This is a genomic window from Bacteroidetes bacterium GWF2_43_63 (assembly GCA_001769275.1).
Classification (GTDB): domain Bacteria; phylum Bacteroidota; class Bacteroidia; order Bacteroidales; family DTU049; genus GWF2-43-63.
Genome location: MEOQ01000005.1, coordinates 1 through 25,427, shown reverse-complemented (window position 1 = coordinate 25,427; position 25,427 = coordinate 1). Strand labels below are relative to the sequence as shown.

At 43.1% G+C, this 25,427-nt stretch carries 22 protein-coding genes and 1 tRNA gene; 10 read left to right on the top strand and 13 right to left on the bottom strand.

What is annotated here, in order from left to right; all coding sequences use genetic code 11:
- Positions 1 to 28 precede the first annotated feature (28 nt).
- On the top strand, positions 29 to 706 hold the full coding sequence (locus tag A2W93_05005; protein ID OFY56238.1) for a hypothetical protein: 678 nt from the start codon (positions 29 to 31) through the stop codon (positions 704 to 706).
- Here the strand turns inward: A2W93_05005 and A2W93_05000 are convergent.
- Positions 703 to 1,938: a collagenase gene (locus A2W93_05000; protein OFY56237.1), complete on the bottom strand. Its 1,236-nt coding sequence runs from the start codon at positions 1,936 to 1,938 to the stop codon at positions 703 to 705. The genes A2W93_05005 and A2W93_05000 overlap by 4 nt on opposite strands.
- Positions 1,939 to 2,010: 72 nt before the next feature.
- On the opposite strand from A2W93_05000, the gene A2W93_04995 reads away from it, so the two are divergent.
- Together A2W93_04995 and A2W93_04990 are read left to right on the top strand one after the other, a co-directional pair.
- Positions 2,011 to 2,550, top strand: a complete 540-nt coding sequence (locus A2W93_04995) for a hypothetical protein (GenBank protein OFY56236.1) — start codon at positions 2,011 to 2,013, stop codon at positions 2,548 to 2,550.
- Positions 2,551 to 2,831: 281 nt separating this feature from the next.
- Positions 2,832 to 3,401: a hypothetical protein gene (locus A2W93_04990; GenBank protein OFY56235.1), complete on the top strand. Its 570-nt coding sequence runs from the start codon at positions 2,832 to 2,834 to the stop codon at positions 3,399 to 3,401.
- A gap of 27 nt (positions 3,402 to 3,428) precedes the next feature.
- On the opposite strand, the gene A2W93_04985 is transcribed toward A2W93_04990, so the two are convergent.
- Positions 3,429 to 5,180: an aspartate--tRNA ligase gene (locus A2W93_04985; protein OFY56234.1), complete on the bottom strand. Its 1,752-nt coding sequence runs from the start codon at positions 5,178 to 5,180 to the stop codon at positions 3,429 to 3,431.
- Positions 5,181 to 5,251: 71 nt separating this feature from the next.
- Here A2W93_04985 and A2W93_04980 point away from each other — a divergent pair, with 71 nt between their 5' ends.
- From A2W93_04980 to A2W93_04965, 4 genes are all read left to right on the top strand, one after another.
- Positions 5,252 to 6,427, top strand: a complete 1,176-nt coding sequence (locus A2W93_04980; protein ID OFY56233.1) for a hypothetical protein — start codon at positions 5,252 to 5,254, stop codon at positions 6,425 to 6,427.
- Complete coding sequence (locus A2W93_04975) at positions 6,424 to 6,867, top strand: tRNA-specific adenosine deaminase (protein ID OFY56232.1); 444 nt, start codon at positions 6,424 to 6,426, stop codon at positions 6,865 to 6,867. The genes A2W93_04980 and A2W93_04975 overlap by 4 nt, the downstream gene beginning before the upstream one ends.
- Before the next feature lie 100 nt (positions 6,868 to 6,967).
- On the top strand, positions 6,968 to 8,980 hold the full coding sequence (locus A2W93_04970) for a hypothetical protein (GenBank protein OFY56231.1): 2,013 nt from the start codon (positions 6,968 to 6,970) through the stop codon (positions 8,978 to 8,980).
- A 53-nt stretch (positions 8,981 to 9,033) separates the two neighbouring features.
- Positions 9,034 to 11,214 carry a hypothetical protein gene (locus tag A2W93_04965; protein ID OFY56230.1) on the top strand — a complete coding sequence of 727 codons (2,181 nt, stop codon included), beginning with the start codon at positions 9,034 to 9,036 and terminating at the stop codon, positions 11,212 to 11,214.
- 37 nt (positions 11,215 to 11,251) lie between these two features.
- On the opposite strand, the gene A2W93_04960 is transcribed toward A2W93_04965, so the two are convergent.
- The 4 genes from A2W93_04960 to A2W93_04945 all read right to left on the bottom strand — a co-directional run bounded on the left by A2W93_04960 (position 11,252) and on the right by A2W93_04945 (position 16,665).
- Positions 11,252 to 11,797, bottom strand: coding sequence for a hypothetical protein (locus A2W93_04960; protein OFY56229.1), 546 nt, complete (start codon positions 11,795 to 11,797; stop codon positions 11,252 to 11,254).
- Between the two features lies 1 nt (position 11,798).
- On the bottom strand, positions 11,799 to 14,255 hold the full coding sequence (locus A2W93_04955) for a primosomal protein N' (protein ID OFY56228.1): 2,457 nt from the start codon (positions 14,253 to 14,255) through the stop codon (positions 11,799 to 11,801).
- Positions 14,256 to 15,239 (bottom strand): 6-phosphofructokinase, encoded by a 984-nt coding sequence (locus A2W93_04950; protein ID OFY56227.1) that lies wholly within the window; start codon positions 15,237 to 15,239, stop codon positions 14,256 to 14,258.
- A 433-nt stretch (positions 15,240 to 15,672) separates the two neighbouring features.
- Positions 15,673 to 16,665 carry a hypothetical protein gene (locus A2W93_04945; GenBank protein OFY56226.1) on the bottom strand — a complete coding sequence of 331 codons (993 nt, stop codon included), beginning with the start codon at positions 16,663 to 16,665 and terminating at the stop codon, positions 15,673 to 15,675.
- A 54-nt stretch (positions 16,666 to 16,719) separates the two neighbouring features.
- Here A2W93_04945 and A2W93_04940 point away from each other — a divergent pair, with 54 nt between their 5' ends.
- Positions 16,720 to 17,079, top strand: coding sequence for a hypothetical protein (locus A2W93_04940; GenBank protein OFY56225.1), 360 nt, complete (start codon positions 16,720 to 16,722; stop codon positions 17,077 to 17,079).
- Here the strand turns inward: A2W93_04940 and A2W93_04935 are convergent.
- From A2W93_04935 to A2W93_04905, 7 genes are all read right to left on the bottom strand, one after another.
- The gene (locus A2W93_04935) at positions 17,069 to 17,527 is read right to left on the bottom strand and encodes a hypothetical protein (GenBank protein OFY56224.1); all 459 of its coding nucleotides are present in this window, start codon (positions 17,525 to 17,527) and stop codon (positions 17,069 to 17,071) included. The genes A2W93_04940 and A2W93_04935 overlap by 11 nt on opposite strands.
- A gap of 10 nt (positions 17,528 to 17,537) precedes the next feature.
- The gene (locus A2W93_04930) at positions 17,538 to 19,106 is read right to left on the bottom strand and encodes a hypothetical protein (GenBank protein ID OFY56223.1); all 1,569 of its coding nucleotides are present in this window, start codon (positions 19,104 to 19,106) and stop codon (positions 17,538 to 17,540) included.
- 286 nt (positions 19,107 to 19,392) lie between these two features.
- Positions 19,393 to 20,508, bottom strand: coding sequence for a hypothetical protein (locus tag A2W93_04925; GenBank protein ID OFY56324.1), 1,116 nt, complete (start codon positions 20,506 to 20,508; stop codon positions 19,393 to 19,395).
- Between the two features lies 1 nt (position 20,509).
- On the bottom strand, positions 20,510 to 20,953 hold the full coding sequence (locus A2W93_04920; protein OFY56222.1) for a GNAT family N-acetyltransferase: 444 nt from the start codon (positions 20,951 to 20,953) through the stop codon (positions 20,510 to 20,512).
- Between the two features lie 387 nt (positions 20,954 to 21,340).
- Positions 21,341 to 21,709, bottom strand: coding sequence for an RNA-binding protein (locus tag A2W93_04915; GenBank protein OFY56323.1), 369 nt, complete (start codon positions 21,707 to 21,709; stop codon positions 21,341 to 21,343).
- A gap of 582 nt (positions 21,710 to 22,291) precedes the next feature.
- Complete coding sequence (locus A2W93_04910) at positions 22,292 to 23,596, bottom strand: ribosome biogenesis GTPase Der (protein ID OFY56221.1); 1,305 nt, start codon at positions 23,594 to 23,596, stop codon at positions 22,292 to 22,294.
- A 1-nt stretch (position 23,597) separates the two neighbouring features.
- Positions 23,598 to 24,470, bottom strand: coding sequence for a GTPase Era (locus A2W93_04905; protein OFY56220.1), 873 nt, complete (start codon positions 24,468 to 24,470; stop codon positions 23,598 to 23,600).
- A gap of 82 nt (positions 24,471 to 24,552) precedes the next feature.
- On the opposite strand from A2W93_04905, the gene A2W93_04900 reads away from it, so the two are divergent.
- Positions 24,553 to 24,624: transfer RNA gene (locus A2W93_04900), tRNA-Met, on the top strand.
- Positions 24,625 to 24,928: 304 nt separating this feature from the next.
- Positions 24,929 to 25,147 carry a hypothetical protein gene (locus A2W93_04895; protein OFY56219.1) on the top strand — a complete coding sequence of 73 codons (219 nt, stop codon included), beginning with the start codon at positions 24,929 to 24,931 and terminating at the stop codon, positions 25,145 to 25,147.
- Positions 25,148 to 25,427 lie beyond the last annotated feature (280 nt).

Sequence of the window (25,427 nt, the reverse complement as noted above, 5' to 3'; positions counted from 1 at the left end):
TGAATCATTAATCTTAAAAACCAACGTTATGGAAACGAAAAAGAAAAAATCGAAAAACCTGGAACATTACAAAAGTCTGTTTTTCGAAACCGGTCTGGTTGTAGCACTCTTTATTGTACTTGCAGCCTTTGAATGGAAAACCTACCCATCAGAAGATGTCATTCAGAATAAAACTCCATTTGACATTGTTGATACGGATCCGATTATTTGTATTAAGACAAAAGAAATTCCACCGCCGCCCAAAATGGCGACAGAAATCAAAATCACACAGGAAGAAGTTTTGACTACCCCCGAAATATTCAATCCCGAATGGAATGAACAGCCGCAGGGACCTGTTTTCACACCAATTTCTATTCCTGAAGAACAACCCCAGATCGTAGATACCAACATTATCATTGTACCTCCGGTCATGCCTGAATTTCCGGGTGGTGATGCGGCGTTAGCACAATTCATGGGCGAGAACATTCACTATCCGACTCAGGATCGTGAAATTGGTCTTCAAGGAAAAGTCTATATTTCATTTGTAGTCGAAAAAACCGGCGAGGTCACTCATGTTAAACTTGAACGCGGCATAGGCGGCCAGTGCGATGGTGAAGCCATTCGGGTGGTAAAGAGTATGCCTCCATGGATTCCTGGCAAAAACAGTCTTGGCAGACCAGTCAGAGTGAAACTCACGTTACCTGTCCATTTCAGGCTGGTCGATTAATCATTTGCCGGAACGATGCGAAACACCATGTCGCCACGGCGCACCATGCGTGAAACGGCAAAAGCAAACCGGGCCCCCTGAGGCGCCATTGCGGCTTTGCCTTTGTCGAGATGAAGCTCTTCGATTTTTCCCTCATACAGGCCCGTCGTTGGGCCTGTAATTGTTATAAGTGTGTCCGGGTAAACAGCTCCGGTTTCGGCTTTTACTTCGGCAACACCAAGTTTCGAAAAGTAATTGGTCACTTTCCCGATAAATTCACGTCGTTCAGTCGCCGAAGAACCATGTCGATCCGTCCACTCCCCGGTTGATTTTCCCATGTAATAACCTTCCCAGAAGCCACGGTTATAGACTTTCTCAAGCCGCTTCATCCATTCTTCAATAGCTTTGGGAGAATAGGTGTTGTTTTCAATTGCTTCCAGCGCTTCTGAATACACTTTCACTACGGCAGAAACATATTCCGGCGGACGTCCGCGACCTTCAATTTTCAACACCGAAATGCCTGCACCAATCAGCTTGTCAAGGAAACCAACGGTGCAAAGATCGCGGGGCGACATAATATATTTGTTATCGATGAGCAGTTCGGTGCCGCCCTCGATGTCAGTCACCCGGTATGATCTCCGGCAAATCTGCGCACACTGGCCACGGTTGGCACTCCGGTTCAGATTATCAAGACTCAGATAACACTTGCCACTCACGGCCATGCACAAAGCTCCGTGAGCAAAAGCTTCAAGCCTTACAAGATTTCCAGATGGCCCGCAGATATTGCGCTCAACAATTTTATCGTGCAAACTTTTCACTTTTTCGAGCGACATTTCGCGCGACAAAACCATCACATCGGCCCATTGTGAAAAAAATTCAACAGCCTCAACATTGGTGATATTGGATTGGGTTGACATGTGTACATTCAAACCCAGCTTGCGAGCGCGATTTAAGACACTTACATCGGTTGCTATAACAGCGTCGATTCCCGCGGCAGCAGCCGTGTTAAGAATGCTACCAACCTCATCTGTTTCGTCATCAAAAATAACAGTGTTCAATGCAAGATAAGCTTTGGCGCTACTTTCACGACACAAACGTATAATATTCGCAAGATCTTCCTGCTGGAAATTGACTGCGGAAGAAGACCGCATATTCAGATTGCCGATGCCAAAATACACAGAGCCGGCACCAGCATCAAGAGCAGCTCTCAACGACTCATACGATCCAACCGGTGCGGTAATTTCAACTTTCATACAGCAAAGATAGACAAAGAATGCCTTAAATTTTTTGCAAAATAATTACGGTGTTATTTTATTTTAATATCTTTGATAAAACTAAACGTTGTTACAACCAAAACCACACCTATGAAAAAGATTTTTTTACTACTCGGGATTGTTTTTGCAGCTACCATGATCTCATGCGGCCCAACCACGGATGATGCTATCAAACACAACGACAACATCGTTGCAGATCAGAAAGAAATGCTTGATCTCGAAAGCGATTTCGTAAATGCAATTGTTGATGGAGAGGACGAAGCCGCCATCAAAAAATCATTCAAAAAATACAATGAATTTCTGGATGAAATGCAGAAGAAATATGATGAGATGGATGAGTTTGATGAAAAAGATACATTCAGAAAAGCAATGCTTGGCCTCATAAAAGAATTTAAAGACGTGGCTGATAATGAATATGACGAAATGGTAAAAATCTACACAAAAGAAGCTGATGCATTGACTGATGCTGATTTTGAAAAATGGGAAGAGCTTACCAATGTAGTTGATGAAAAAGAAAGCAAAGCCAACGATGATTTTCTGGATGCACAAAAAGAATTTGCAAAAGAATACAACTTTGAGCTGAAAGACTGATTTGTTTTACCACAAGTCAATCTGAATCTCTGAATCAAAAGGCTGTCGAAATACGACAGCCTTTTTTTATTAATTAAAAATGGTTTTAACCAGTCTTTTATCCAGTGAATTTTATACCGTGTTTACTTATAATAGTCCAATGTTAAAACCAGACTGTTGCCCAATTTGAATTTGTTAACGGCATAACCCAAATGTGAATTTGTAGTACGTCTTTGGACTATCTACAATTTCAATTTGGTATTATTCTCTACCTTTGCTGTATAAACGCAACTTTTTTATTAATGAGAAATTTGATAATCATCGCGGCCCTTATGCTCGCAGGTATTTCGGCATGCGGTCCTTCGCAGGAAAAGCGAAACGATGCAAATGTTGTTTACAATACAACGCTGGAAATTGTTGAAAAAGTAAATTTTCACGACAGTGCTTATGTTCAATGTATGCAATACCTGATGCGTGAAATACAATCGCCCGATCTGAAAAAAAACAAGAAGAAAACGAAAAATATTACGGACAGCATTGCATTACTCGACGGGTTTAGCGACTCCCTCATTGCTTCTATTGCTGCTGCAGAAAAAGATATTCAATCATTGCGAGCCGATAAGCCGAACTTCGACTTATTTGATTCAGCCGACAGCCTGCTCAACAAATACAACACAATTGCCCACGATATTTATCCGGACATCAACAGCCGGATGAATGAAATTTCGCTTCCTGTAAAAGATGCCGAATACACCAGCTTACTCAGACTGTCTTACCGGGCAGATTCCGTGCTGAATGCGGCCATAAACAACTTTAACACTGAAAGTGCAGCGTTCTACGAAAAATACGGATTGAAAGAATTCCGGAAATAAAACCGTGAAATTCTACTGAGGTTATTTTTATACAGGTTTTACCAGCCGAATATTGAGTTCGTCCAGCTGCTTCTGATCGACCACCGAAGGAGAATCGGCCATCAGGTCGCGGCCTGAGTTGTTCTTCGGAAATGCAATAAAATCACGAATATTATTTTGCCCGGCAAGAATGGCGGCAAAGCGGTCGAAGCCAAAAGCTATTCCACCATGGGGAGGAGCACCATACTCAAAAGCACCCAACAGAAAACCAAACTGAGCAGCCGCCTCTTCTTCAGTAAATCCAAGTGCCCTAAACATGCGCATCTGCAAATTGCGGTCATGAATTCGTATGCTGCCTCCGCCAATTTCGACTCCGTTAATAACTAAGTCATAAGCATTGGCACGTACAGCACCCGGATCGGATTCCAACATTTCCATGTCTTCGGCTACCGGTGAAGTGAAAGGGTGATGCATGGCAAAATATCGCTTAGCGTCTTCATCCCATTCGAGCAGTGGAAAATCGACCACCCATAATGCAACATATTTTGATGAATCGCGCAATCCAAGCTGATTTCCAAGCTCAAGGCGCAGATCGCCAGCAATACCAAATATTTTCTTTTTATTACCAGCAACAATCAGCATCAAATCACCGTCGGCAGCGCCACAATGATCTTTCCACGCTTTCAGGTCATCGGCTGTGAAAAATTTATCTACCGAAGATTTCGCCGTTCCGTCAGATGCAAACTTGGCCCAGATAAGTCCGGTAGCGCCAATCTGCGGTCTTTTCACCCAGTCGGTGAGCTCATCCAGTTGCTTACGGGTATACTCAGCAGCACCGGGAACCACAAGCGCCAGCACATGATCTGCTGAATCAAAAACACCAAAACCCTTTCCTTTGCCAAATTGTGTGATATCCTGAATCTGCATTCCGAAGCGAAGATCGGGTTTGTCGCTTCCGTAAAGGCGTATAGCTTCGCTGTACGGCATTCTGGTGAATTCGGGAAGCTCAATATTTTTGATTTTTCTGAACAATTGTTTGGTCAGTCCTTCGAAAACGTTCAGCACATCTTCGCGTTCAACAAACGACATTTCGCAGTCAATCTGGGTGAACTCCGGCTGACGGTCGGCGCGCAGGTCTTCGTCGCGGAAGCAACGTACAATTTGGAAATAGCGATCGAAGCCCGACACCATAAGTAGTTGTTTGAAAGTCTGCGGCGATTGCGGAAGTGCATAAAACTGATTGGCATTCATGCGGGACGGCACAATGAAATCGCGCGCTCCTTCTGGTGTTGAGCGAATCAGATATGGCGTTTCGATTTCCATAAAATTCTTTTCGCTCAGATAATTCCTGACTTCGAGCGCCATACGATGTCGCAGCTGGATATTGAACTGAAGCGGAGACCGGCGCAAATCAAGATAGCGGTATTTCATACGGAGTTCCTCGCCTCCATCGGTTTCGGTTTCAATGGTAAAAGGCGGAACCTGTGATTTATTCAGCACTTCCAGTTTTTGAACTTCAATTTCAATATCACCGGTTTGAATATTTTTATTTTTATTGCTCCGTTCGAGAACAATACCTGTTGCTCTGATTACATATTCACGACCCAGGCTGCGCGCGGATTCGCACAAATCCTTGTTTGCGTCAAGGTCAAAAATCAATTGAGTAATACCATATCTGTCTCTGAGATCGATAAAAGTCATTCCGCCCAGATCGCGGATTCGCTGTACCCATCCGCTGAGTACAATAGTTTGTCCTATATTTTCCTGACGTAATTCGCCGCAAGTGTGAGTCCTGTACATGGATAAAAATTTTCGCAAAATTACAATATTCAATCGTTTTAAAAGTTTAATTTTACATCCTTGTGTTACATATGACTACCAGAATCATTCTGCTTTTATTGTTCCAGCTGTCTGTAGCCCTGGCCATCGGTCAGGAAAATCTGATTTATAACGGAGGCTTTGAGACCTACCGGAATTGTCCGGAAGATTACATTCACTATCTCGAAGGGGTGACCGAACTGGCCCCTGGTTGGTTAATTAACAACACTTCAACCCCGGACTATTTCAACCGGTGCAGCATTAAAAGCAAAGTTGGGATTCCAGGCAATTTTGCGGGAACCATGGAGCCTCATTCAGGAAATGCATATGCAGGAATGATCCTTCGGGCCGATTCAAGCCGCTATCCATATTCCCGGGGCTACAATGAGCATCTGCAAACTGTTATCACCATGCCGCTTGAGCGGAACAAACTTTATTGTCTTGAGTTTTACTATGTGCTTTCGAGCAACAGTGGTATTGCCTCCAATGGACTTTCGGTGTATATGAGCAATGGCCGGCCGATATTTGACGAAGCGACGGAGGAATTTCCCTTCACGCCTCAGCTGGAGATAAAACATGACAGTCTTTTGAGTGAGCGCACTCAATGGAATCTGTTTTCCGGTGTGTTCAGATCGAGTGGTGAGGAAAAATATATTACCATCGGAAACTTCACGGATTATCGTGAAACCCGCTACACACCTATTGTTGAGCAGGCAACCGCTGAGATACATTCATTTGCATATTATCTTTTCGATGACTTCAGGCTTTATCAGGTCAAAAAAGTAGAAGATTGCAAATGTAATGTTATCCAAAATCAGACAGATTCCTTTCCTCCTGTTCAATACGCAAAAGAAGATTCTCTGTTCATGGAAGACATTGAGATTGGCGAAACAATAATTCTTCGGAATGTATATTTCGAGTTCGACAAAACCGAGTTGCTGCCCTACTCCTTTGCCGAGCTGAACAAGATCTACAACATTCTGGTGCAGTATCCGAAAATGACCATTGAGATTTCGGGTCATACCGACGTTATTGGCACTGAACGTTACAATCAGGCGCTGAGTGAAGCGCGGGCCAAGTCGGTTCTCGAATATCTGTACAACAAAGGAATCGCGCTTACCCGGATGAAATATATCGGTAATGGGAGCCGGCTTCCAATTGCAGACAACAATCTGCCAGAGGGAAGAAAACTGAATCGTCGTGTAGAAATTAAAATACTCAGCAAATGATGGAAAATATGGATGAAAAATTTATGGCTGAGGCTATGAAAGAAGCACAAAAAGCATTTCAAAGCGATGAAGTCCCGATTGGCGCGGTGCTGGTGCACAACAACCGCATTGTAGCCCGGGCATACAATCAAACAGAGCTTCTGAAAGACGTGACGGCTCATGCCGAAATTCTATTGATAACAGCGTATACAGCTGATTCCGGGATGAAGTATCTGGAAGACTTCACTTTGTATGTTACGCTTGAACCCTGCGCCATGTGTGCCGGAGCACTGAAATGGGCACGCATTGGTCGAATCGTTTATGCCGCAGATGATATAAAATTCGGATATACAACGCTTTCAGAAAAAATTCTTCATCCAAAGACCAGCGTTGTCAAAGGAATCTGTCAGAGAGAGGCTGCTCAATTGCTAAAAGATTTCTTTGGCAAAAAACGCATCTAAACCCAAAATTATTAGCTTTTTGAAGACAATACTTCTATTTGTTCTTAAATATTAGAGATTAATTATTACTTTTGCACATTGATTATAAAATATATAACTCATGAGCAGGTTTACTTTTCTGACTTTTCTTTTTGTCTTTTCAGCATTTTCACTGATTTCTCAACCCCTTGATGAAATTTCAAAAATGCAGACTGACAAGAAATACAGAGATGCTTACGACAAAGCAGAAGCTGCATTATTAGACAACAACTTTGAAGAAGCCCTTGAGATTTACCTCCAATGGGATTCGGTTTACAAGAATAATGCAAACCTGAATTTTAAAATTGGTTACTGCTATGCCAACATGAGCAGTGATAAACCCCGCGCCATTCCATACCTTGAGAAAGCAGCGCTGTCTGTGGTAAGGGAATATCAGGGCGACTATATCGAAAGTAACGCCCCGATTGATGTATTCATGCATCTTGGCATCGTTTATCATATAGACTACAAATTCAACAAGGCAGTTGAAAACTTTGATAAGTTTATTAAATACGCTGAGTACGATGATCCCGAGCTGGTCGACTCTATCAAAGTCCTCAAAGAAAAATCGTTTACTGCCATCAGGGTCATCAATAATCCATTGAGCATAAAAATTGAAAACCTGGGAACCGTTGTAAATACAAACTATCCTGAATACAGCCCTGTAATTACTTCGGACATGAAAACGCTGTATTTTACCAGTCGCAGAGAAGGCAGTACCGGAGACAAGAAGGACCCCAAAGGTCTTTTCTTCGAAGACGTATATTATTCAAATCTGGGTTCCGACAATCGCTGGACCACAGCAAAACACATAGGGGGCAAGATCAATACGGTAGGCCACGAAGCCACTATCAGCATTTCGCCTGATGGAAAAACCATTCTGCTTTACCGCGACGACAAAGGAGATGGCAATATTTATTTCTCAGAATTGCTTGAAAACAACGAATGGAGCAAACCCGAAAAATTTCCGGAACCCATTAATTCAAAAGGTTGGGAAACACATGCTTGTTTTTCGCCTGATATGAATTTCATCTATTTTGTTTCAAACCGTCCAGGTGGATATGGCGGACGTGACATCTGGGTCTCGGAAAAAATCGGAGACAGGTGGACTGAAGCAGAAAATCTTGGATCAACGATTAACACTCCGTTTGACGAAGATTCACCATATATGTTACCAGACGGGATGACGCTGTATTTCTCGTCGCAGGGCCATGAAAACATGGGCGGATTCGATATTTTCATCAGCACAATTTCAGAGGATGGATTCTGGTCGGCTGCTGAAAACATGGGCTATCCTATCAACACCACCGAAGACGATGTGTTTTATATACCGACTCCTGACGAGAAACACGCCTATTATTCATCCTCCAAAAACTACGGAATCGGGGGACAGGATTTGTATTATATGACCATTGTAAAGGCCAAGAAAAAGACCATCACTTTGCGTGGCCGTGTGGCTGATGCCAATTCCTACAAAGCACTGGAAGCCAGTATTGAATTCCACTCAAAAAACAAAGAACAGGTTGTAGCCAATCTCACATCTGATAAAGAAGAAGGCACCTACAAGACAACCCTGATGTTTGGTGACGAATACGAAATAAAAGTAAAAGCCGACGGATACAAAATGGGTACTTATCACATCGCTGTTGCTGATGATGAAAAACGCGAGGAGCTGGTACTTGATATGTTTCTGAGCAAACTATTGCTTGCCGGTGATACAGCCAAAGCGAAACTTGAAGATGTTCGCGTCGGTGAGAAAATCACGCTGAATAATATTTTCTATGATTTCGACCGCGCAACACTGCGTCCCGAATCGGTTGAAGAACTGAACCGGCTTGTGAAACTCATGACAGATCTGCCAACCTTAAAAATTGAAATCATGAGTCATACCGACAATGTTGGATCCGATGCCTATAATATGGATCTATCCGATCGCCGGGCAGAATCGGTTGTGACTTTTTTAATAAAATCCGGCATTTCTAAAGATCGTCTGGTTTCGAATGGCTATGGAGAATCACAGCCAGTAGCCACTAATACCAACGATCAGGGACGTCAGGCCAACCGCCGGACCGAATTCCGGATTCTGAGCAAATAAGCGATTTGCTAAAAAAATGTAATTTTGTCAAACGAAAGAAATATCAAGCTGTTATGAAAAAGTTGTTTTTTATCCTTTTGGTCGTCACAATGTCCATCTCAAAGGTTTCCGCCGATGAAGGAATGTGGCTTCCGCTACTGGTGGAACGTCTGAACTATACCGACATGCAAAAAATGGGACTCCAGCTCACTGCAGAAGAAATCTACAGCATAAACCACGCAAGTCTCAAAGATGCCATTGTTTCGATGAACGACGGCATGTGCACAGCTTTCATGGTTTCGAAAGAAGGGCTGATGATGACCAATCACCATTGCGGACTTGAGTACATCACAGAGAACTCAATTAAGTATAATTCAGACTATGTGCAGAATGGATTCTGGGCTTTGGATAAAAAACAGGAGCTTTATAATCCCAACCTCAAAGCCACGTTTCTGGTTCGCATTGAAGATGTCAGTCAAAAAGTTTTGCCGCTGCTCAAGGAATCAATGACTCCTGCTGAACGCGATGCAAAAATCAAGGAAATTTCGGCAAAGTTGGTTGGTGAAGCTGTTAGCGGATCACATTACGAAGGCGAAGTAAAATCTTTCTTCAAAGGCAACGAATTTTATCTTTTCATTTATGAAGTATTTCGCGATGTGCGTTTGGTAGGCGCTCCACCTTTGGCATTGGGAAATTTTGGAGCTGATGCTGACAACTGGCTCTGGCCGCGTCACACAGCAGATTTTTCTTTCTTCCGCATTTATATGGGACCAGATGGGAAGCCCTCTCCGTATGATAAAAGAAAAAATATTCCTTACGTTCCAAAGTATTACATTCCAATTTCGACCCAAGGTGTGAACGAAGGCGACTTCACCATGGTGCTTGGTTATCCGGGAACTACAGACCGCACCATGACTTCAGGCGGGCTGGATCTTACCCTTGAGACCATTAATCCTTCCATCATTAAAATTCGCGACACCAAGCTGCGACTGATGAAAGAAGACATGGACCGCGACCCTTCCATTAAGCTCATGTATCGCTCAAAATACAATCGTTCTTCAAATTACTGGAAATATTACATTGGGCAGATTGAAGTTCTGAAGCGCCTGAAAGCGATTGACAAAAAGAAGCAGATGGAAAGTGATTTCACCAAATGGGTGAGCGCTGATGCATCGAGAAAAACAAAATATGGCAATGCGCTGACAACAATAAACGAAGCTACTTCGGAAATAGCTAAGTATCGCAAAGCCATTATTTATTACAAAGAATGCGTTTTCAGAGGTCCTGAAATTATTTCTTTCGCCAATAAATTCGACTCACTGTATTTCTATCTGAATAAAACAGATATTCCCGAAGAACAGAAAGCTGCCAAGGTTGCTGACCTTAGTACAAAGCTCAAATACTACGCCTCTAACTACTATTTCAATGGTTACAATGTTGATGTAGATAAGAGGATATTCATCGCTTTGTTGCGCTTTATGAAAGATGACATCAATGCGGAATTTTATCCAACCGTTTTTGACGAAGTTGATAAAAAATTCAAGGATAATTTTTCATTATATGCAACCTATTTGTATGAAAAATCAATTTTTTCAAGCAAGGAAATGGTGTATGAATTTCTAAGAGAACCCAATGCTAAAGTGCTTGAAAAAGATCCTGGTTTTTTGGCAATGATGTCTTTCAACGAAAAACACAATCAAATAAAAGATCAAACTGTTGCTATGGAGCAAAAACTTGAAAACGGTGAACGGCTCTATATGAATGGTCTGATGAAAATGCTTGAAGGCAAGAAAAAATTCTACCCGGACGCCAACAGCACGATGCGTATTTCTTATGGAAAAGTGACCAACTATACACCAACCGATGGTGTTGAAAAGCCCTTCTATACTACCCTTTCAGAGCTTATGGCACGCGAAGACGCCAACAATCCGGACTTCATCGTTCCCGAAAAACTGAAAGATCTTTATAACAAAAAAGAATATACAAACTACGCCAATGCTGCCGGCGATGTTCCGGTTTGTTTCCTTACAGATTGCGATGTGACCGGTGGAAACTCTGGCGCACCCATCCTCAATGGCAAAGGAGAACTGGTTGGCATCGTGTTCGACATCAACTGGGAAGCTACAGCATCGAGTCTGAGTTATGTACCAGATCAGACCAGGACTATTTCGACAGACATCCGCTACATTCTTTTCCTGATTGAAAAATATGCCGAAGCTCCGAATATTATTCAGGAACTTGATATCAGAAAATAAAACAATATTTCTTCCGAATAGCTGCACATTGTTGCAGCTATTTTTTTGCAACATTGCCATGATCCGCAACAAGAAACGCTTTCAGCCAAGCGCCGAACGGACCGTGTTCATCGTTTGATCGCAACTCAAGTGCTGAATATATTTCATTTTTTAAATCAGGATATCGAACGCAAAGTTTACCGATAACCAGCAGCGCATTGTGGCGCACGGCCACTGGCTGTGCAGGATCGCAGGCAAATTCAAAACAAGCATCATACAGGATTCCTGTATAATCTTCATCGATTTCGTGAACATATCTGGCAAGCATACGAAGAAACTGTCGTCTGGGCCCGTCGCTTTTAAACAGCGTGAGATGCTGCACAATGCGGGGTATCATATCAGCAGCGAATCCATGCTTGATTTCATCGGCCTTTTCTATAACATTTGAAGAACGCATATCGAACGGATAATTATCCGAGAATGCAAGTGTTTCGAAACCGGCAAGCAGTTCAGGTTTTTTCAGTAATAAATCAACAGCATAATCAGCCGTTGCTCTGCAGCTATCGAAAAGTAATTTCTTTATGGCGTCGAGCTGCTCTTTCATTTTACAGCGGATCAACATCGACTATTACGCGCACACCTTTATTGTCGGGATGTGCCAGAAGAGCAATCAGCTGATCAGAAATCCAGGTCTTGTATGTGCCAAGATCTTTATTGCGGGGAAGCTTGATCAGAATGTTTTTGATGTAATAATTTTTTATCCTGCCTACCGGAGGATATTCGGGGCCGAGCAATTGCTTGTCGCTAAAACTCTTCTTTAAAAGCGATTTCAACATCGCTGAGGCCTTTTCCGCAACCGGCTTATCCTTGTGCATGACCGAAAGACGAATGAGACGTACAAAGGGCGGATACTGAAAGTTTATGCGCGATTGTGTTTCAAGCTCCATGAATTCAACATAGTTGCCTTCGGCGACATATTTCACAATCGGATTTTCTTTATCATATACCTGAATAAAAACCTGACCGCCGGCATCTCTGCGGCCCGCTCTGCCAGCCACCTGCATCATAGTCTGAAATGCATGTTCGTGCGATCTGAAATCAGGAAAAGCATGCAAATTGTCGGCGTTCATAATTCCAACCACATCGACACGACTGAAGTCCAGGCCCTTTGTAATCATCTGCGTGCCTACAAGAATACTGAACCGGCCTTCATCAAATCCTTTAAAAATTTCCGACATGGCTCTCTTTCCCCGGGTGGTATCCATGTCCATTCTGGCTATTTTGTAATCGGGAAACAAAATTTGCAATTCATCTTCGATGCGTTGAGTGCCCATTCCCTTCATGAGTATCTGCGAGCTTTTGCACGAAGGGCATTTTGTCGGTGTTCGATCGGTGTAACCACAATAATGACATTTGAGCAACTCAATATTTTTGTGATACGTCATCGACACATCGCAGTTGCGGCAAACCGGGGTCCAGCCACAGTCGCTGCATTCGATGTATGTGCTGTAGCCACGACGGTTCTGAAAAAGAATGACCTGCCGTTTGTGCATCACGGCTTTTTTTACGGCTTCGTACAACTCGGGACTCAATGGTCCGAGCATTTTCTTGCGAAAAGTTGCCTGACGAATATCGATAATGTGAACATCGGGATGCACTGCCACTCCGAAGCGCTCAGCCAAATCAACGCGGGCATAGACGCCATTGCTGGCATTCACCCATGTTTCGAGCGAGGGAGTAGCTGATCCGAGAATAATTCCCGCACCGGTTATCCGCGAAAGCATAACTGCGCTATCACGTGCATGGTAGCGCGGTGCAGGATCCTGTTGCTTATAACTTGAGTCGTGCTCTTCATCAACGATGATGAGTCCCAGATTGCTGAATGGCATAAACAATGCGGAACGCGCTCCCAGAATGAGTTTTGGCTCACCTTTCTCAAGCACCTCGTTCCATATTTCGACCTTTTCCTGCGCGTTGAAACGCGAATGATAGACCAGCAAATCTTTTCCAAAATATGCACGCAAACGGTCAACCATAAAATCAGTAAGTGCAATTTCCGGAAGCAGGTACAACACTTGTTTTCCCGAGGCCAGCATTTCGCTGATGAAGCGAATGTATATCTCTGTTTTACCACTACCAGTGACTCCAAACAAAAGAACTGGCTTGTTCTCAAGCAATTTATCCCTGATTTCGGAGTATGAATTCTCCTGAGCATCAGAAAGCTGAAACGTAGGTGCAGGGCTGTCTGACGACCATTCTTCAAGACGCGAAACGATGCGTTCTGCGGGTAATAGAATTTCTTTTCTAATTAATGCAGCAACCCCCGAAGTTCCTGCAACCTTGTTTAATTCTGTAAATGAGACTTCTTTTGTTCCGCGTGCAAGATTAAAATAAGTGAGTAATGCTCTGAACTGAACCGGCGATTTTTTCTCCAGTTTTACCATCAGAGCATTGAGTATCCCTTCGTTTTCGTAATCGGCTGCAATGGAAAGAAACTTTTGTTTCTTCGGTGTATACCGCTCTTCAAGCTCTTCGACAGGATGAAGAACTTTTTTCTCTATCAGCGATTTTATCAGATGATGAACTGCTTGCCGACCGGTGATGGATTGAATATCTACCGGTGTTAGCTTTTCCGCTTTCAGCGCGGCTTCTGCAATCATGTATTCATCATCGGACAGCTGACTGAAATCGTCATTGAAATCAGGATTGACTACATAAATGGTGTTGCTTTCAATCTTGAGTCCGGCCGGGATAGCCGCATTCATCACGTCGCCCTGCGGGCACATGTAATAGGAGGACATCCACTCCCAAAACTGCAGCTGGAGCTGATTTACAATCGGAAACACATCAAGTACATCCGAAATTTCCTTGAGGTTCATATCCTCATCTGGTTTCTGATCTGTGATTCGGGCAATGATTCCCGTAAAAAACTTCTTCGCGCCAAAATTAACAACCACACGCATACCAGTCTCCACCTGATCACGGAGATGTTCAGGGACACTATAAGTAAAATAACCTTTTAGTGGTAGCGGTAAAATAATTTGGGCAAACACATTGAAGATTTAAACAGATAAGGTCCGGATCATTTCCTTCAAATCCGTACGCACTTTATTGGTGTGTTTTACGGCCTCGCCAAAGGGTGTTTCGACCACTTCCCTTTTAATAATGCCGACCATAATGCCCGATTTGCCCGACAGCAGCGCTTTTACAGCATGATAGCCGTACTGACTGGCATACACACGATCCATACACGAAGGCGAACCGCCGCGCTGGATGTGACCGAGCACAGTTACACGAACATCATATTGAGGCAGTCTTTTCTTCACTTGCTCGGCCACGGCAAAGGCCCCACCGCTCTCATCGCCTTCAGCAATCATGATGATGCCGCTGGTTTTATTTCTGCGACGACCATTCTCAAGCTTATCTATAAGTTCATCAATAGAAGATGAAGTTTCAGGAATTAAAATATCTTCGGCGCCAACGGCAATACCACTGCGCAAAGCAATGAATCCGGCATCGCGGCCCATGACTTCAATAAAGAAAAGTCGTTCGTGCGAATCGGCAGTGTCGCGGATTTTATCAACAGCTTCAACAACTGTATTCAACGCTGTATCATACCCAATGCAATTGTCGGTGCCGGCCAGATCATTGTCGATCGTGCCGGCAATTCCAACAACTTTCACATCCTTATAAATCGAAGTGAATTCATGAGCGCCACGGAATGTACCGTCACCACCAATGACCACCAGAGCATCAATACCAGCCATCTTTATACTATTGTATGCTCTGTTCATGCCTTCCTTTGTCATAAAATCCTTGCTGCGCGCAGTTTTCAGAATAGTACCACCTCGCTGAATGATGTTGGCAACACTTTTCGTTTCAAGTTCAATAAAATCACCTTCTACCATTCCCTGATAACCGCGCCGAATGCCGGTTACCTGAAGTCCGTGAAAAATAGCAGTACGTGTTACCGCACGGATAGCGGCGTTCATGCCCGGTGCATCGCCACCTGAAGTAAGCACACCAATACGTTTTATTGAATTCATTTCTTTTCTGTTTTGCTAACTACAAAGGTAGCAAAAGCGGAGGGAATAATGAAATCTGGTCGTCTGATTTTAAAGAATACGTTTTGATCCCGCTGGTCGTGCTTCGATTTAGTTTATCCTGCTGTTGACTCTCCGACGAAGTTCCCCCCGCTGCCTCCTTCGATACTTTTCTACGCTTCGCTTCGAAAAACTCAGGATGACAGCGGGGCTGCTTATAACGCACTTTCGTAAAACCACTAAATATCAAACATAAAAGCAAAGACGATATTCCATTCACGCCACGGCGCGATAAACTCCCGGAGAGAATCGTAGAATATGGAATCGTCGGTGTTGCTGCAAACATAACGATTCCATATCCTCTGACTCCTACGTCGCCATCAGACGATGGAATATTATGTTTGCTACTGAGCAGATTTCAAAAACTAATAACTCGTCACAAACTCATCAGATACTCCGCCACAGTAGTAGCAGAAATTTCGCGCATACACGCACACTGAGCGGTTTTGCGACAGGATGAACATTCGTTTGCGGCGACAAAAACTTTTGTCTTTTTCCCAATGGGCGCCCAGCGACCGGGATGCATGGGGCGTATGGGCGGAAACAGGCCGATGGCATGAATACCGATTGCTGCTGCAATGTGCAGCGGTCCTGTACTGGCAGCTACAAGTCCATCGCAGTGTTGAATAAACAAAATGAGTTCGCTTAAAGTCAGCGTACCGGAAAGATCAGTCACATTCGAAAGCAGCATTGCAAGCTCATTTCGGAACAATGCGCCTTCCTTTTCTGTGCCGGTTAAAAATATTTTGAATTTGTCTGAAGGCAGCAATTTTATCAGCTCCGCGAAACGATCGATGCCCCACTCGCGCGCGCTGCCTCTGGAGCCCGGATGCAGTATCAGATTGAATTTTCCGTTATCAATGAGCGCGTTCAAATCAGCTTTCAGTGCTGTTTTCGGCGACAGCAATTCCATTCCAGCCAACTCTCCCATCGAAGGAACGTGAGTAATACCAATGCCTTTGAGCAATTCAAAATTCAATTGCGCTTCGTGAAGGTCGGAATTCTTGCGGGTGAAATTCACTTTCCTGTTGCAATTCAGCCAATGAAACGATCGGTGCGATGTTCCTACGCGTAGCTGAATTCCAGCTCTGCGGGCGGCCTTCGCGATTTCCTTGCGCGGAAAGACATGAATGATGGCATCGGCTTTCAGCTTCACTAATTCTTCAACAGAATTGTTTGAAATCTCGTCCCAGCTGATGAAGGAATCAATGGCCGGGCAGGTCTCCGCAATAGCTTTGGTGTAATTTCTTCCAAGAAAAATAATCTCGCATGCAGGATTTTGCTGTTTGATATAAACAGCCATTGGCAATGTCAGAATAACATCGCCAATGGCGTCGGTACGGCTTATAATAATTCTTTTCAGGTTCATAAACAGAAACTCAAAAGTAATCAAATAACTTAAATTCAGAAACGTCTTTTGTTGATGGATGCTTATAAACTCATTATGACTTCAAAAATTGCAGTTTCAAAATTCCTGGTTGTTCCGACATTCCACCGTCCGCCATGCTTCCCTTCGTCGGGCTCAGGGCAGGCTTCAGCTCAGCACATGGCTGGCGGACATGGAACCGTCGAAACAACCAGCAAAAACAACGGTTCCATGACCCGCAGCTCCTTCGTCGCTTCCGGACGATGGAATGTTGTTTTTGCACCTTGTGTTTTTAAAACACACCGCCGATCTCTCTGCGTCGATGAAATCGACCTGAGTGCATCGGCTCAACAACAACCCCGCAACGCAGAGAGGTCGCTGCGCAACGCACTCAGGTTGCGGAAAGTTAATCGTTGAACTCATCTTCTGAAAAATCATCGATGCTCAGCTCAGAGTCACGCTCAATACGTTGCTGTGTAGGAAACATGCTGAGATAAACCAGAATCAGAAATGACAGTATAAGCGCATAAATCCAGGCTTTGTCAACGAGAAAAAACACAATGCACATGGTGATGGCTGCATCGAGAAGCGCCATTCTGACAATAGCAGCAAAATAATATGCTTTCAACCGTTCTTCTTTTGGCTCTTTTGAACGGACACTATTCAGCATAAAGCGGTAAACAATGAATGCGCTCATAGCAGATCCAATAATTGCAACTAATCCGATCAGAAATAAACCCGGATTTTCACTATTCATCCAGACAAGCTCTGTGTCTTTGTTTAGGAAAAACGCAATGGCGAAAAAAATGAGCGCTTCAACCAGAAGAGCAATGTGAATAATCCTCAGCGTCTTCAGCTGTTTCATAAAAATCAGATTATGGTACCAGAACTTCGTAAGTATAGGTCAGCACCTTTTTTTCTCCGCCCTTGACATTCAAATCCCATTTGATTTCAGAGAGCGGATTTACTCCATAATACGATCCGGTTTTTTTGTTCGTGCCGGCTTCGGAAGTTTCTGTTACAGCCGCATAAATGGTTTTGTCAACTTTCAGATTGATGGCTTTTTCCTGCAGATTTTCAATTTTGATTTCACCTTTAATCACCACTTTCGCATAGCGTGTGCGGTTGATTGTTGTGTAGTTGTCCGTTCTCGATATTTCTTCTTCTGTGTAAGTGACAACTACATCGCTTGAGCGGGCAAGCTGTACACTGGTTTCGCCTTTCACAGGCGTGTATTTCAGCTGATCCTGTGCCAGCGGCATCAGGTTTTCATCGAGCACAAAAACAGGTCCTGTTGTGAATGGCTGTGTTGTCGCATTAGTCAGGCGAAGGCTGTGAAACACAGTCTGACGATTTTTCTCTGTATCCATGATGTAGCGGTTGCCCTGATAATTCACCAGATCGCCGATGGCCACTTCGTAGATGTCTTTATAAGTCGTATTCTGCGAAAAAATCATCACCGACGTCTTTGTGTTTTTTGGTAAAGTAACTTTTCCGCATTTGTAGAAATACAAATCGTTCGATTTCTCGCCACCCGTGTTGTAGTTGTAATAATTATTGTAATCGATTACGCCAGCGGTTGATTCTGACATAGACATGTCATCGGCCTGTACCTGATAGTTATCGAAGCGTGCATTCGAAAACTGATTGTAAGCAGCTCCGCCAATTGCGCCCCAGCCAAAGCCGGTCAGATAAGAAGTTGCAATCGGATCGAGCTGAGTGCCATAATAAAAGTTCGGACTACCTACAGTCAGCACCAGATCGGTGTTTGCAATATCATCCTCCATGTTGTTTTCAACGGTCGCTTTTAATTCAAGCTGAACTTCTTTGTCGTTCAGAATTTTTATATTATAACATGGAGTCCACTGAATACCGCTCTGCATGTACGACACACGCACGGGAATGGTACCAGATTGTTTATTGAAAGTTACAAATCCGCGACGCACAATACTGTCAACTTCGGCTTTTTCGATTGGATTTTCATCGAAGGAAATTTCTTTAATAAAAGTCGACGAAATAAATGTAGTGCGGTTGTCGGCGCCTTTCACTTTCAGTGTTGATGCTGAAGAATTAAAGTCGGACAGTGTGCCAGACAACTCGCGGATATTTTTTTCATCGAGCATGTACACTACGCGGAGTTTCTTGCCAATATTGGCTTTGAGCAATTCGTTGTATGAGAAAAAATTTCGTTTGTTTTTCAAAGTATCATTCAAAATACGGATCTGTTCGATTTTCACATCCTTGGTGGTTGAAAGCCAGTAGGTGCTCAGGAGTGGTGAAGGCGGCACCATGACCGAAGCCTGGTAGTTTGAAATATTGGCATTGCCTTCACGCATGATAAAGTAGGTGCCGTTTTTAAACACATTAAGCTGTGTGGGAACCGTGGTTTGAGCAGTTGCTGCAATGGCTGCAAAAACACATAAAACAAAAAGGCGGGTTTTCATAGATTTTTATTTTGTGCTAAGATAATAAATACGAAGATTTCCATAAAATGAAATTCATAATTAATTCCGAAAAGATTGTTGCGGTTAATGGTTAATGGTTATTGGTTAATGGTTATTGGTGAATGGAGGGATTTGTCTGATTGAACTATGTCGCGTATTACATTACCGCGCAATGAGCAAAAAGATTTTGTATTGTTCTTCTCCAACGCTTGCGATAGCTATCGCAACAGGTCGCTTACAGCGACGCAGAGAGGTTGGAGAAAATGCGGATTAAAAAATCATGAAATTATTCCAGGACAGAATTCTTAACAATTCTTTTCCCTGTAAATCTTGAGTTCAGTAAGCGTGCAACGCCCATGTAGTCAGGCTTAAAGAGAATAGTGTCGCCAACATGATATTTTTTTGAGCCGTTTTTTGCCCGATTCGAACCAACATCAACAACCGTCATATCCGAAGTTATGCCAACAAATTTCACTGTTTTATCCAAGGCTTTCAAGCTGCTCAAATCCACATCAATAAGTCCGAAATCGAGGATTGCCTTAATTGTTTTGCGGCCTCTCCGGGCCGAATCAAACTCAATCGTATGACCAACATTCCCGTCCGAAATAATACCATCCGGAACCATGTCTTTTTCGGCGAGTTCAATAATATTGGCATAGTATTCAAAAGTGCGTCCATCCAAATCGCGAAACAATTCATTATTCAGGGGACTTGTGCCAAAAAAGGCAGCCTCTCCAATTCTCAAATGATTTATGTCTGCCGGCATTTTGCCTGCATCGACCAGCGGCAAAGTGATAGAGCTACCGCCCGAAAGGATGGGCAAATTTCGGTTGAAACGCAACTCCAAAACCTGCTTATAAAGCGACAACTGTAAAAGCTTATCGTATGTGGGTTCTACACCGTACATACATCCCAGATTAGCGCCAAGACCAATCACTTCAATATTATCGAGATTAAAAACGCGGTTATAAAAATCGACCAGGTTATCGCGCAGGACCCCTTCTCGCAGCTCACCCAGTTCAACCATAATTACAACCTGATGCCGTCTCTTCATTTTTTTTGCAAAATCATTCAGCTTCACAATGGTCCTAAGCGAAGAATTCAAACTAATATCGGCATAACGAACTACATCTTCAGCATAAGCAGTTGCCGGTGGTTTTATATAAACAGTTATTGCCTCAGAACACACATCTTTAATATTTCGCAGCGATGAAATTCTTGAATCTCCGAAAGAATGAATCCCTTGCATCCGCTCGCGAGTCAGAATGTGTTCAAGCAATTCCCTTTCGCCCGACAACACTTTTGTAACAAGGCTCCAGGTAATATTTGCCTTTGCAAGAAAATTACTGATGGAAATAATATTTCCTGCAATTCGGTCAATGTTTATATTCAGCTCAGCCATTTCAATTTTTTTTAAAACGCATTTCTGCATATTTGTTTTTAAACCCGATTCTTTCGTACAAACGTTTTGCAGGGTTTTCATATTCAACATGAAGTTTTATATCTCCATCACACATTGAAATTGCCTTTTCAATCATCATTTTTCCTATTCCTTTTCCGCGCATATTTGAATCAACAGCAACATAAACAATTATGTTTTCTGGTATATAACCTTTCATACCGGTATGATTGACAATAAGTCCACCCACGATTTTTTCCCGATCAATAACGGCAATGATGAAACCGCCAGCCAGAACATTTTCAAGCAAGGCATAATCAATGCATTCTTCGATATCATTTATTGGATCTCCGTATGGCTGCAGATGAACAAAAAGAAAATTGCTGAAGTCTTTTCTCGAAACAGGCTCGACAAAATCGGACATTTGTTTGATAATTCTTGTTTCCATATCGCAAAAATTTATTGAACACGTGTTAAATGTGCACACATATTCATGGTTAATAAAAATCAAGGATCTGAAAGCCGTGATGGCAAAAAAATGACCCCTGTGCAAAAAACGGACGCGAAAACACATCACATTTTAAAAAACGGCAAAATCACCGCAATTACAAATATGAGAAATTTTTTGGAATTACACAAATTTTTAACACTTGTCTAACAAGTTGCAATCAAGCTTTTCTCTTTGATTATGCAGGGACAATTCGCGAATCTGAAAGGTTAAAAGCGATTATCAGCGCGCCTGTAAAACTTAACAATCATAAATCATTCGTCCCGGCGAACAAAAATCTAAAATCACGAATCTAAAATCACAAATCTAATATCAGATATCGTAAATCTATTCCTCTTCCATCCAGTCGTCCAGTTCGCGGCGATCTTTTTTGGTGGGGCGGCCTGTGCCTTTTGGACGTTGCATTACAAGCCGTTCGCGAACCAGGTCGAGTTTTTTGAATTCTTCTTCGGGGGTTAATTCCAAAATGTAATTCGGCAGCAACTTGGCTCCCACTCGCGATTTCGGAAAGTCGACAACCTGAATCGTTCGGGTAAATGCATGAAGCTTTATCACCACAACATCCCCCACAACCACGTCGCGTGCGGGTTTCACTTCCTGATTCTTAATGCTCACGCGACCGTTGCGACAGGCCTCGGTAGCCACTGTGCGGGTTTTGTACACCCTTACATCCCAGAGAAATTTGTCGATACGCATAGGAAAGATAAAAGACAAAAGTAAAAAGATAAAAGTTATCTTGAAAGCATTGAGAAATCGCATTTGCAAAAAACTTTCCTGCTGTCACACTGAGTGATGAAACATTCAGCTTTTTATATCACAGGTCTTCATTGTATCGAAGTGCTGCAGCAGGTTCCAGCTGTCTCCTTCGATACTTCGAAGCTGGTTCGCTAAAAAAGCTATAGGAGCGAAACTGCTAATGACACACATGCTTAAAACTCTGAAAATCAACAAAAGAAGTCGTACATAATTCCCGGTCGCCGCGTGTCCACAAGCTCTGCCAGTGGAAGCCGGGATCTCTTTTTATACCGCGGACTTTTCTTCTGTTGATTTTCGCTGTCTCCTTCGATACTTCGCAAGCTATTTCACAAGAAGCGCTACAGGAGCGAAACTCAGGATGACAGCAACTTAAAGTGTCATTTTTCATTTAGGTTGTAAAACGTGTTTTGCTGGCAGTCTCAGGATGACAGCGAGGGCGTGGTTGCAAGGCACGCATCGCTGAAGATCTTTGAATCACAGCGAGTGCGCCATATTAAGAGTAAAAACAGCTCTTACAAAAAGTTACTTCTCTCTGAAGAACAGTTGTATCTGGCAACCTTTGAGGTCGAAGTTTTCGCGTAGCTTTCTTTCAACAAATCTCCGGTATGGTTCCTTGATATACTGAGGCAGGTTGCAGAAAAACACAAATGTAGGATAGGCCAGCTGCAGCTGTGTGATGTATTTAATTTTCACACGCTTTCCCTTGTATATCGGCACCGGAGTTTCCTGCAGAATAGGCAGCATCACATCATTGAGCTTCGATGTCGAAATATGTCTGCCGCGGTTTTCGTGCACCATCTGCAAGGCTTCAAGCATTTTTATCACGCGCGTTTTTTCAGTAGCACTGGTAAAAATCACCGGAACATCGGTTTGTGGCACCAATCGCGCAACCAGATTTTCCTTGTATTCTTCCATGGTCTTATGATCCTTCGGCACCAAATCCCATTTGTTCATGGCCACCACAATTCCTTTGTGATTTTCATTAATAATACTCAGGATGTGCAGATCCTGCGCTTCGAAACCTCGTGTTGCATCAACCACCAGCAAACAGATGTCGCTGTTTTCAATCGAACGGATAGCACGCACGGTCGAATAAAATTCAACATTGTCGCTCACCTTTGATTTCTTGCGGATTCCAGCGGTGTCAACCAGCATGAAATGAAATCCGAATTTCTCGTATTCTGTAAAAATGCTGTCACGTGTAGTGCCTGCAAGTGGCGTTACAATTGATCTTTCCTCACCGATAAGGGTGTTGAGAATAGAACTTTTACCTGCATTGGGGCGGCCAACAATGGCTATACGAGCAACACCCGGGTCCGGTTCTTCTTCCATCGGATTGAAATGTTTTACAATCTCATCAAGCAATTCGCCGGTGCCAGAGCCATTCACAGCGCTGACGGCAAAAATTTCGCTCAGTCCACTTGAATAAAACTCGCCAATGTTCAAAGCCTGGGCATTGTTGTCGGCTTTGTTCACCGCCAGCACTACGGGTTTTTTGCATTTACGCAGCATGTCGGCTACATCTTCATCCATAGGCGTGAATCCTTCGCGCACATCGGTCAGAAAAAGAATTACATCGGCTTCGGAAATGGCCAGGTGGACCTGTTTCTTGATTTCTTCTTCGAAAATATCTTCGCTGTTATTGACGTATCCGCCGGTGTCGATCACCGAAAAATGTACGCCGTTCCAGTCGCTTTTTCCATAATGACGGTCGCGTGTCACGCCACTTGTCGCATCTTCGATGGCAGCACGTTCGCCTACCAATCGGTTAAATAAAGTCGATTTGCCCACATTCGGGCGTCCAACGATAGCAAGTATATTGCTCATATTAATATCCCAGTTGTTTTAAAGTTGTTTCATTATCTCGCCAGTCCTTCACTTTCACATTCAAATCGAGGAACACATGTTGTCCAAGAAATTCCTCAATATGTTTGCGCGAAAGTGTTCCAAGTTTTTTCACAGCACTTCCGCCCTGCCCGATCAGAATCCGCTTCTGACTTTCGCGGCTTACAAAAATCGTGGCGCCGATTTTCGGAATGTTTTCGTCTTCCTTATAGTAATCAATGATTACCTCGCAGTGATACGGAATTTCCTTATCGAAAATATAAAAAATTTGTTCCCGCACCATTTCCGAGACAAAGAACCGGAGGTTTCGGTCACTCAGCACATCCTTCGGATAATAGGCCGGATGCTCGGGCAATTTTTCCAAAACACGACCAAGCAAAACATCTACGTTGAAATTGTGCAGTGCCGAAATCAGCATTACGTCAGCTTTTGGGAAGACCACTTCGTATAGATTCATCAGCTCCATCATCTTTTCCTGCTGACTCAAGTCGACTTTATTAATGCAGACAATGAGCGGAACTGTGAGGTTTTGCAGGCGCAACAACAGATTTGGATTGAGTTCGCGAGTTTCAGGTTCAATAATAAGAATCACAATATCGGCATCCTCAAACGCGGCATTGATATAACCCAGCATCTTGCGATGAAGCTCATAAGAGGGATTTTCGACATAGCCCGGCGTATCAGAAAATACAATCTGATAATCGTCGGTACTTAGAAAACCGAGCACACGCTGGCGGGTTGTCTGCGCCTTAGGCGAGACAATAGATATTTTTTCACCCGTCAAAGCGTTGATCAGCGTTGACTTACCGACGTTAGGGTTTCCGATTATGTTGACAAATCCGCTTTTATGCGACATTTTTGTTGTGGGTATTAAAATTGTTGTATCTTTGCAGTCCCGAATTGCAAAGGTAAGCAAAAAAAGGCATTCAAAGATATATTGCGGGGTGGAGCAGTGGCAGCTCGTCGGGCTCATAACCCGAAGGCCAGAGGTTCGAGTCCTCTCCCCGCTACACAGAAAAAACCGGCTTTCAGCCGGTTTTTTTATTTAAGGCATGCGCCATGCTCACATGAGCGCAAGCCTTAAATAAAAAACGATGCAATCCAAAGGATTGCAGTTTTTTCTGTGTTAAGCTCCCCCACCAAGGTCCGGCGGCCGATAGGCCGTCATTCCTCTCCAGACAAAATCTTCAGCCCCATTTGTCATACTTGCATGACTGAAATAAAAAAATATTTAATTTTGACTGGCTCTCAGGAGTTGATGATCCCCCCTGAAAACGCTCAATTTACAAGTCAATAGTAATAATTAAACAATTCATGAAAAACTCTTTTCAAATTATAATAGGCAGTCCGGTAAATTACAAGAAAATAGTTGCTTACATTGTAATTGATGGGAATCACGTCGCTTTACTAAGTCAAGAAGAAGGAATAGAGAAAATTAAAATCGAGTTTTTTGATGAACCCAAAATCAAAGAATTGAATTTTGAAGTTTTTCTTGAAGCTCTTAATAAGGCAAAAGCTGAATTGCTAAAATAAGTATTTCACCTCCCTTACAAAAACAACATCTGTTATCGTAATAATTGTTGACGACAAAATATTAGCACGCATATCTGTGAAAATGGCTTCAGTCGCAAACTGAAAGGTATTTCATCCGCTGAAATACAAAGACCTGCTGAGGGTATATAATCTGTGGACAAAAGAGAGGGCAGGCTTCGAAGATTTTCCAGGAGTATCCATGTAATAAAAAAGGTCTTTGAAGAAGTTGCAACAAGTAGTCAAATTATATTTGCTACAAATTTTTAAATGTTCAACTTAA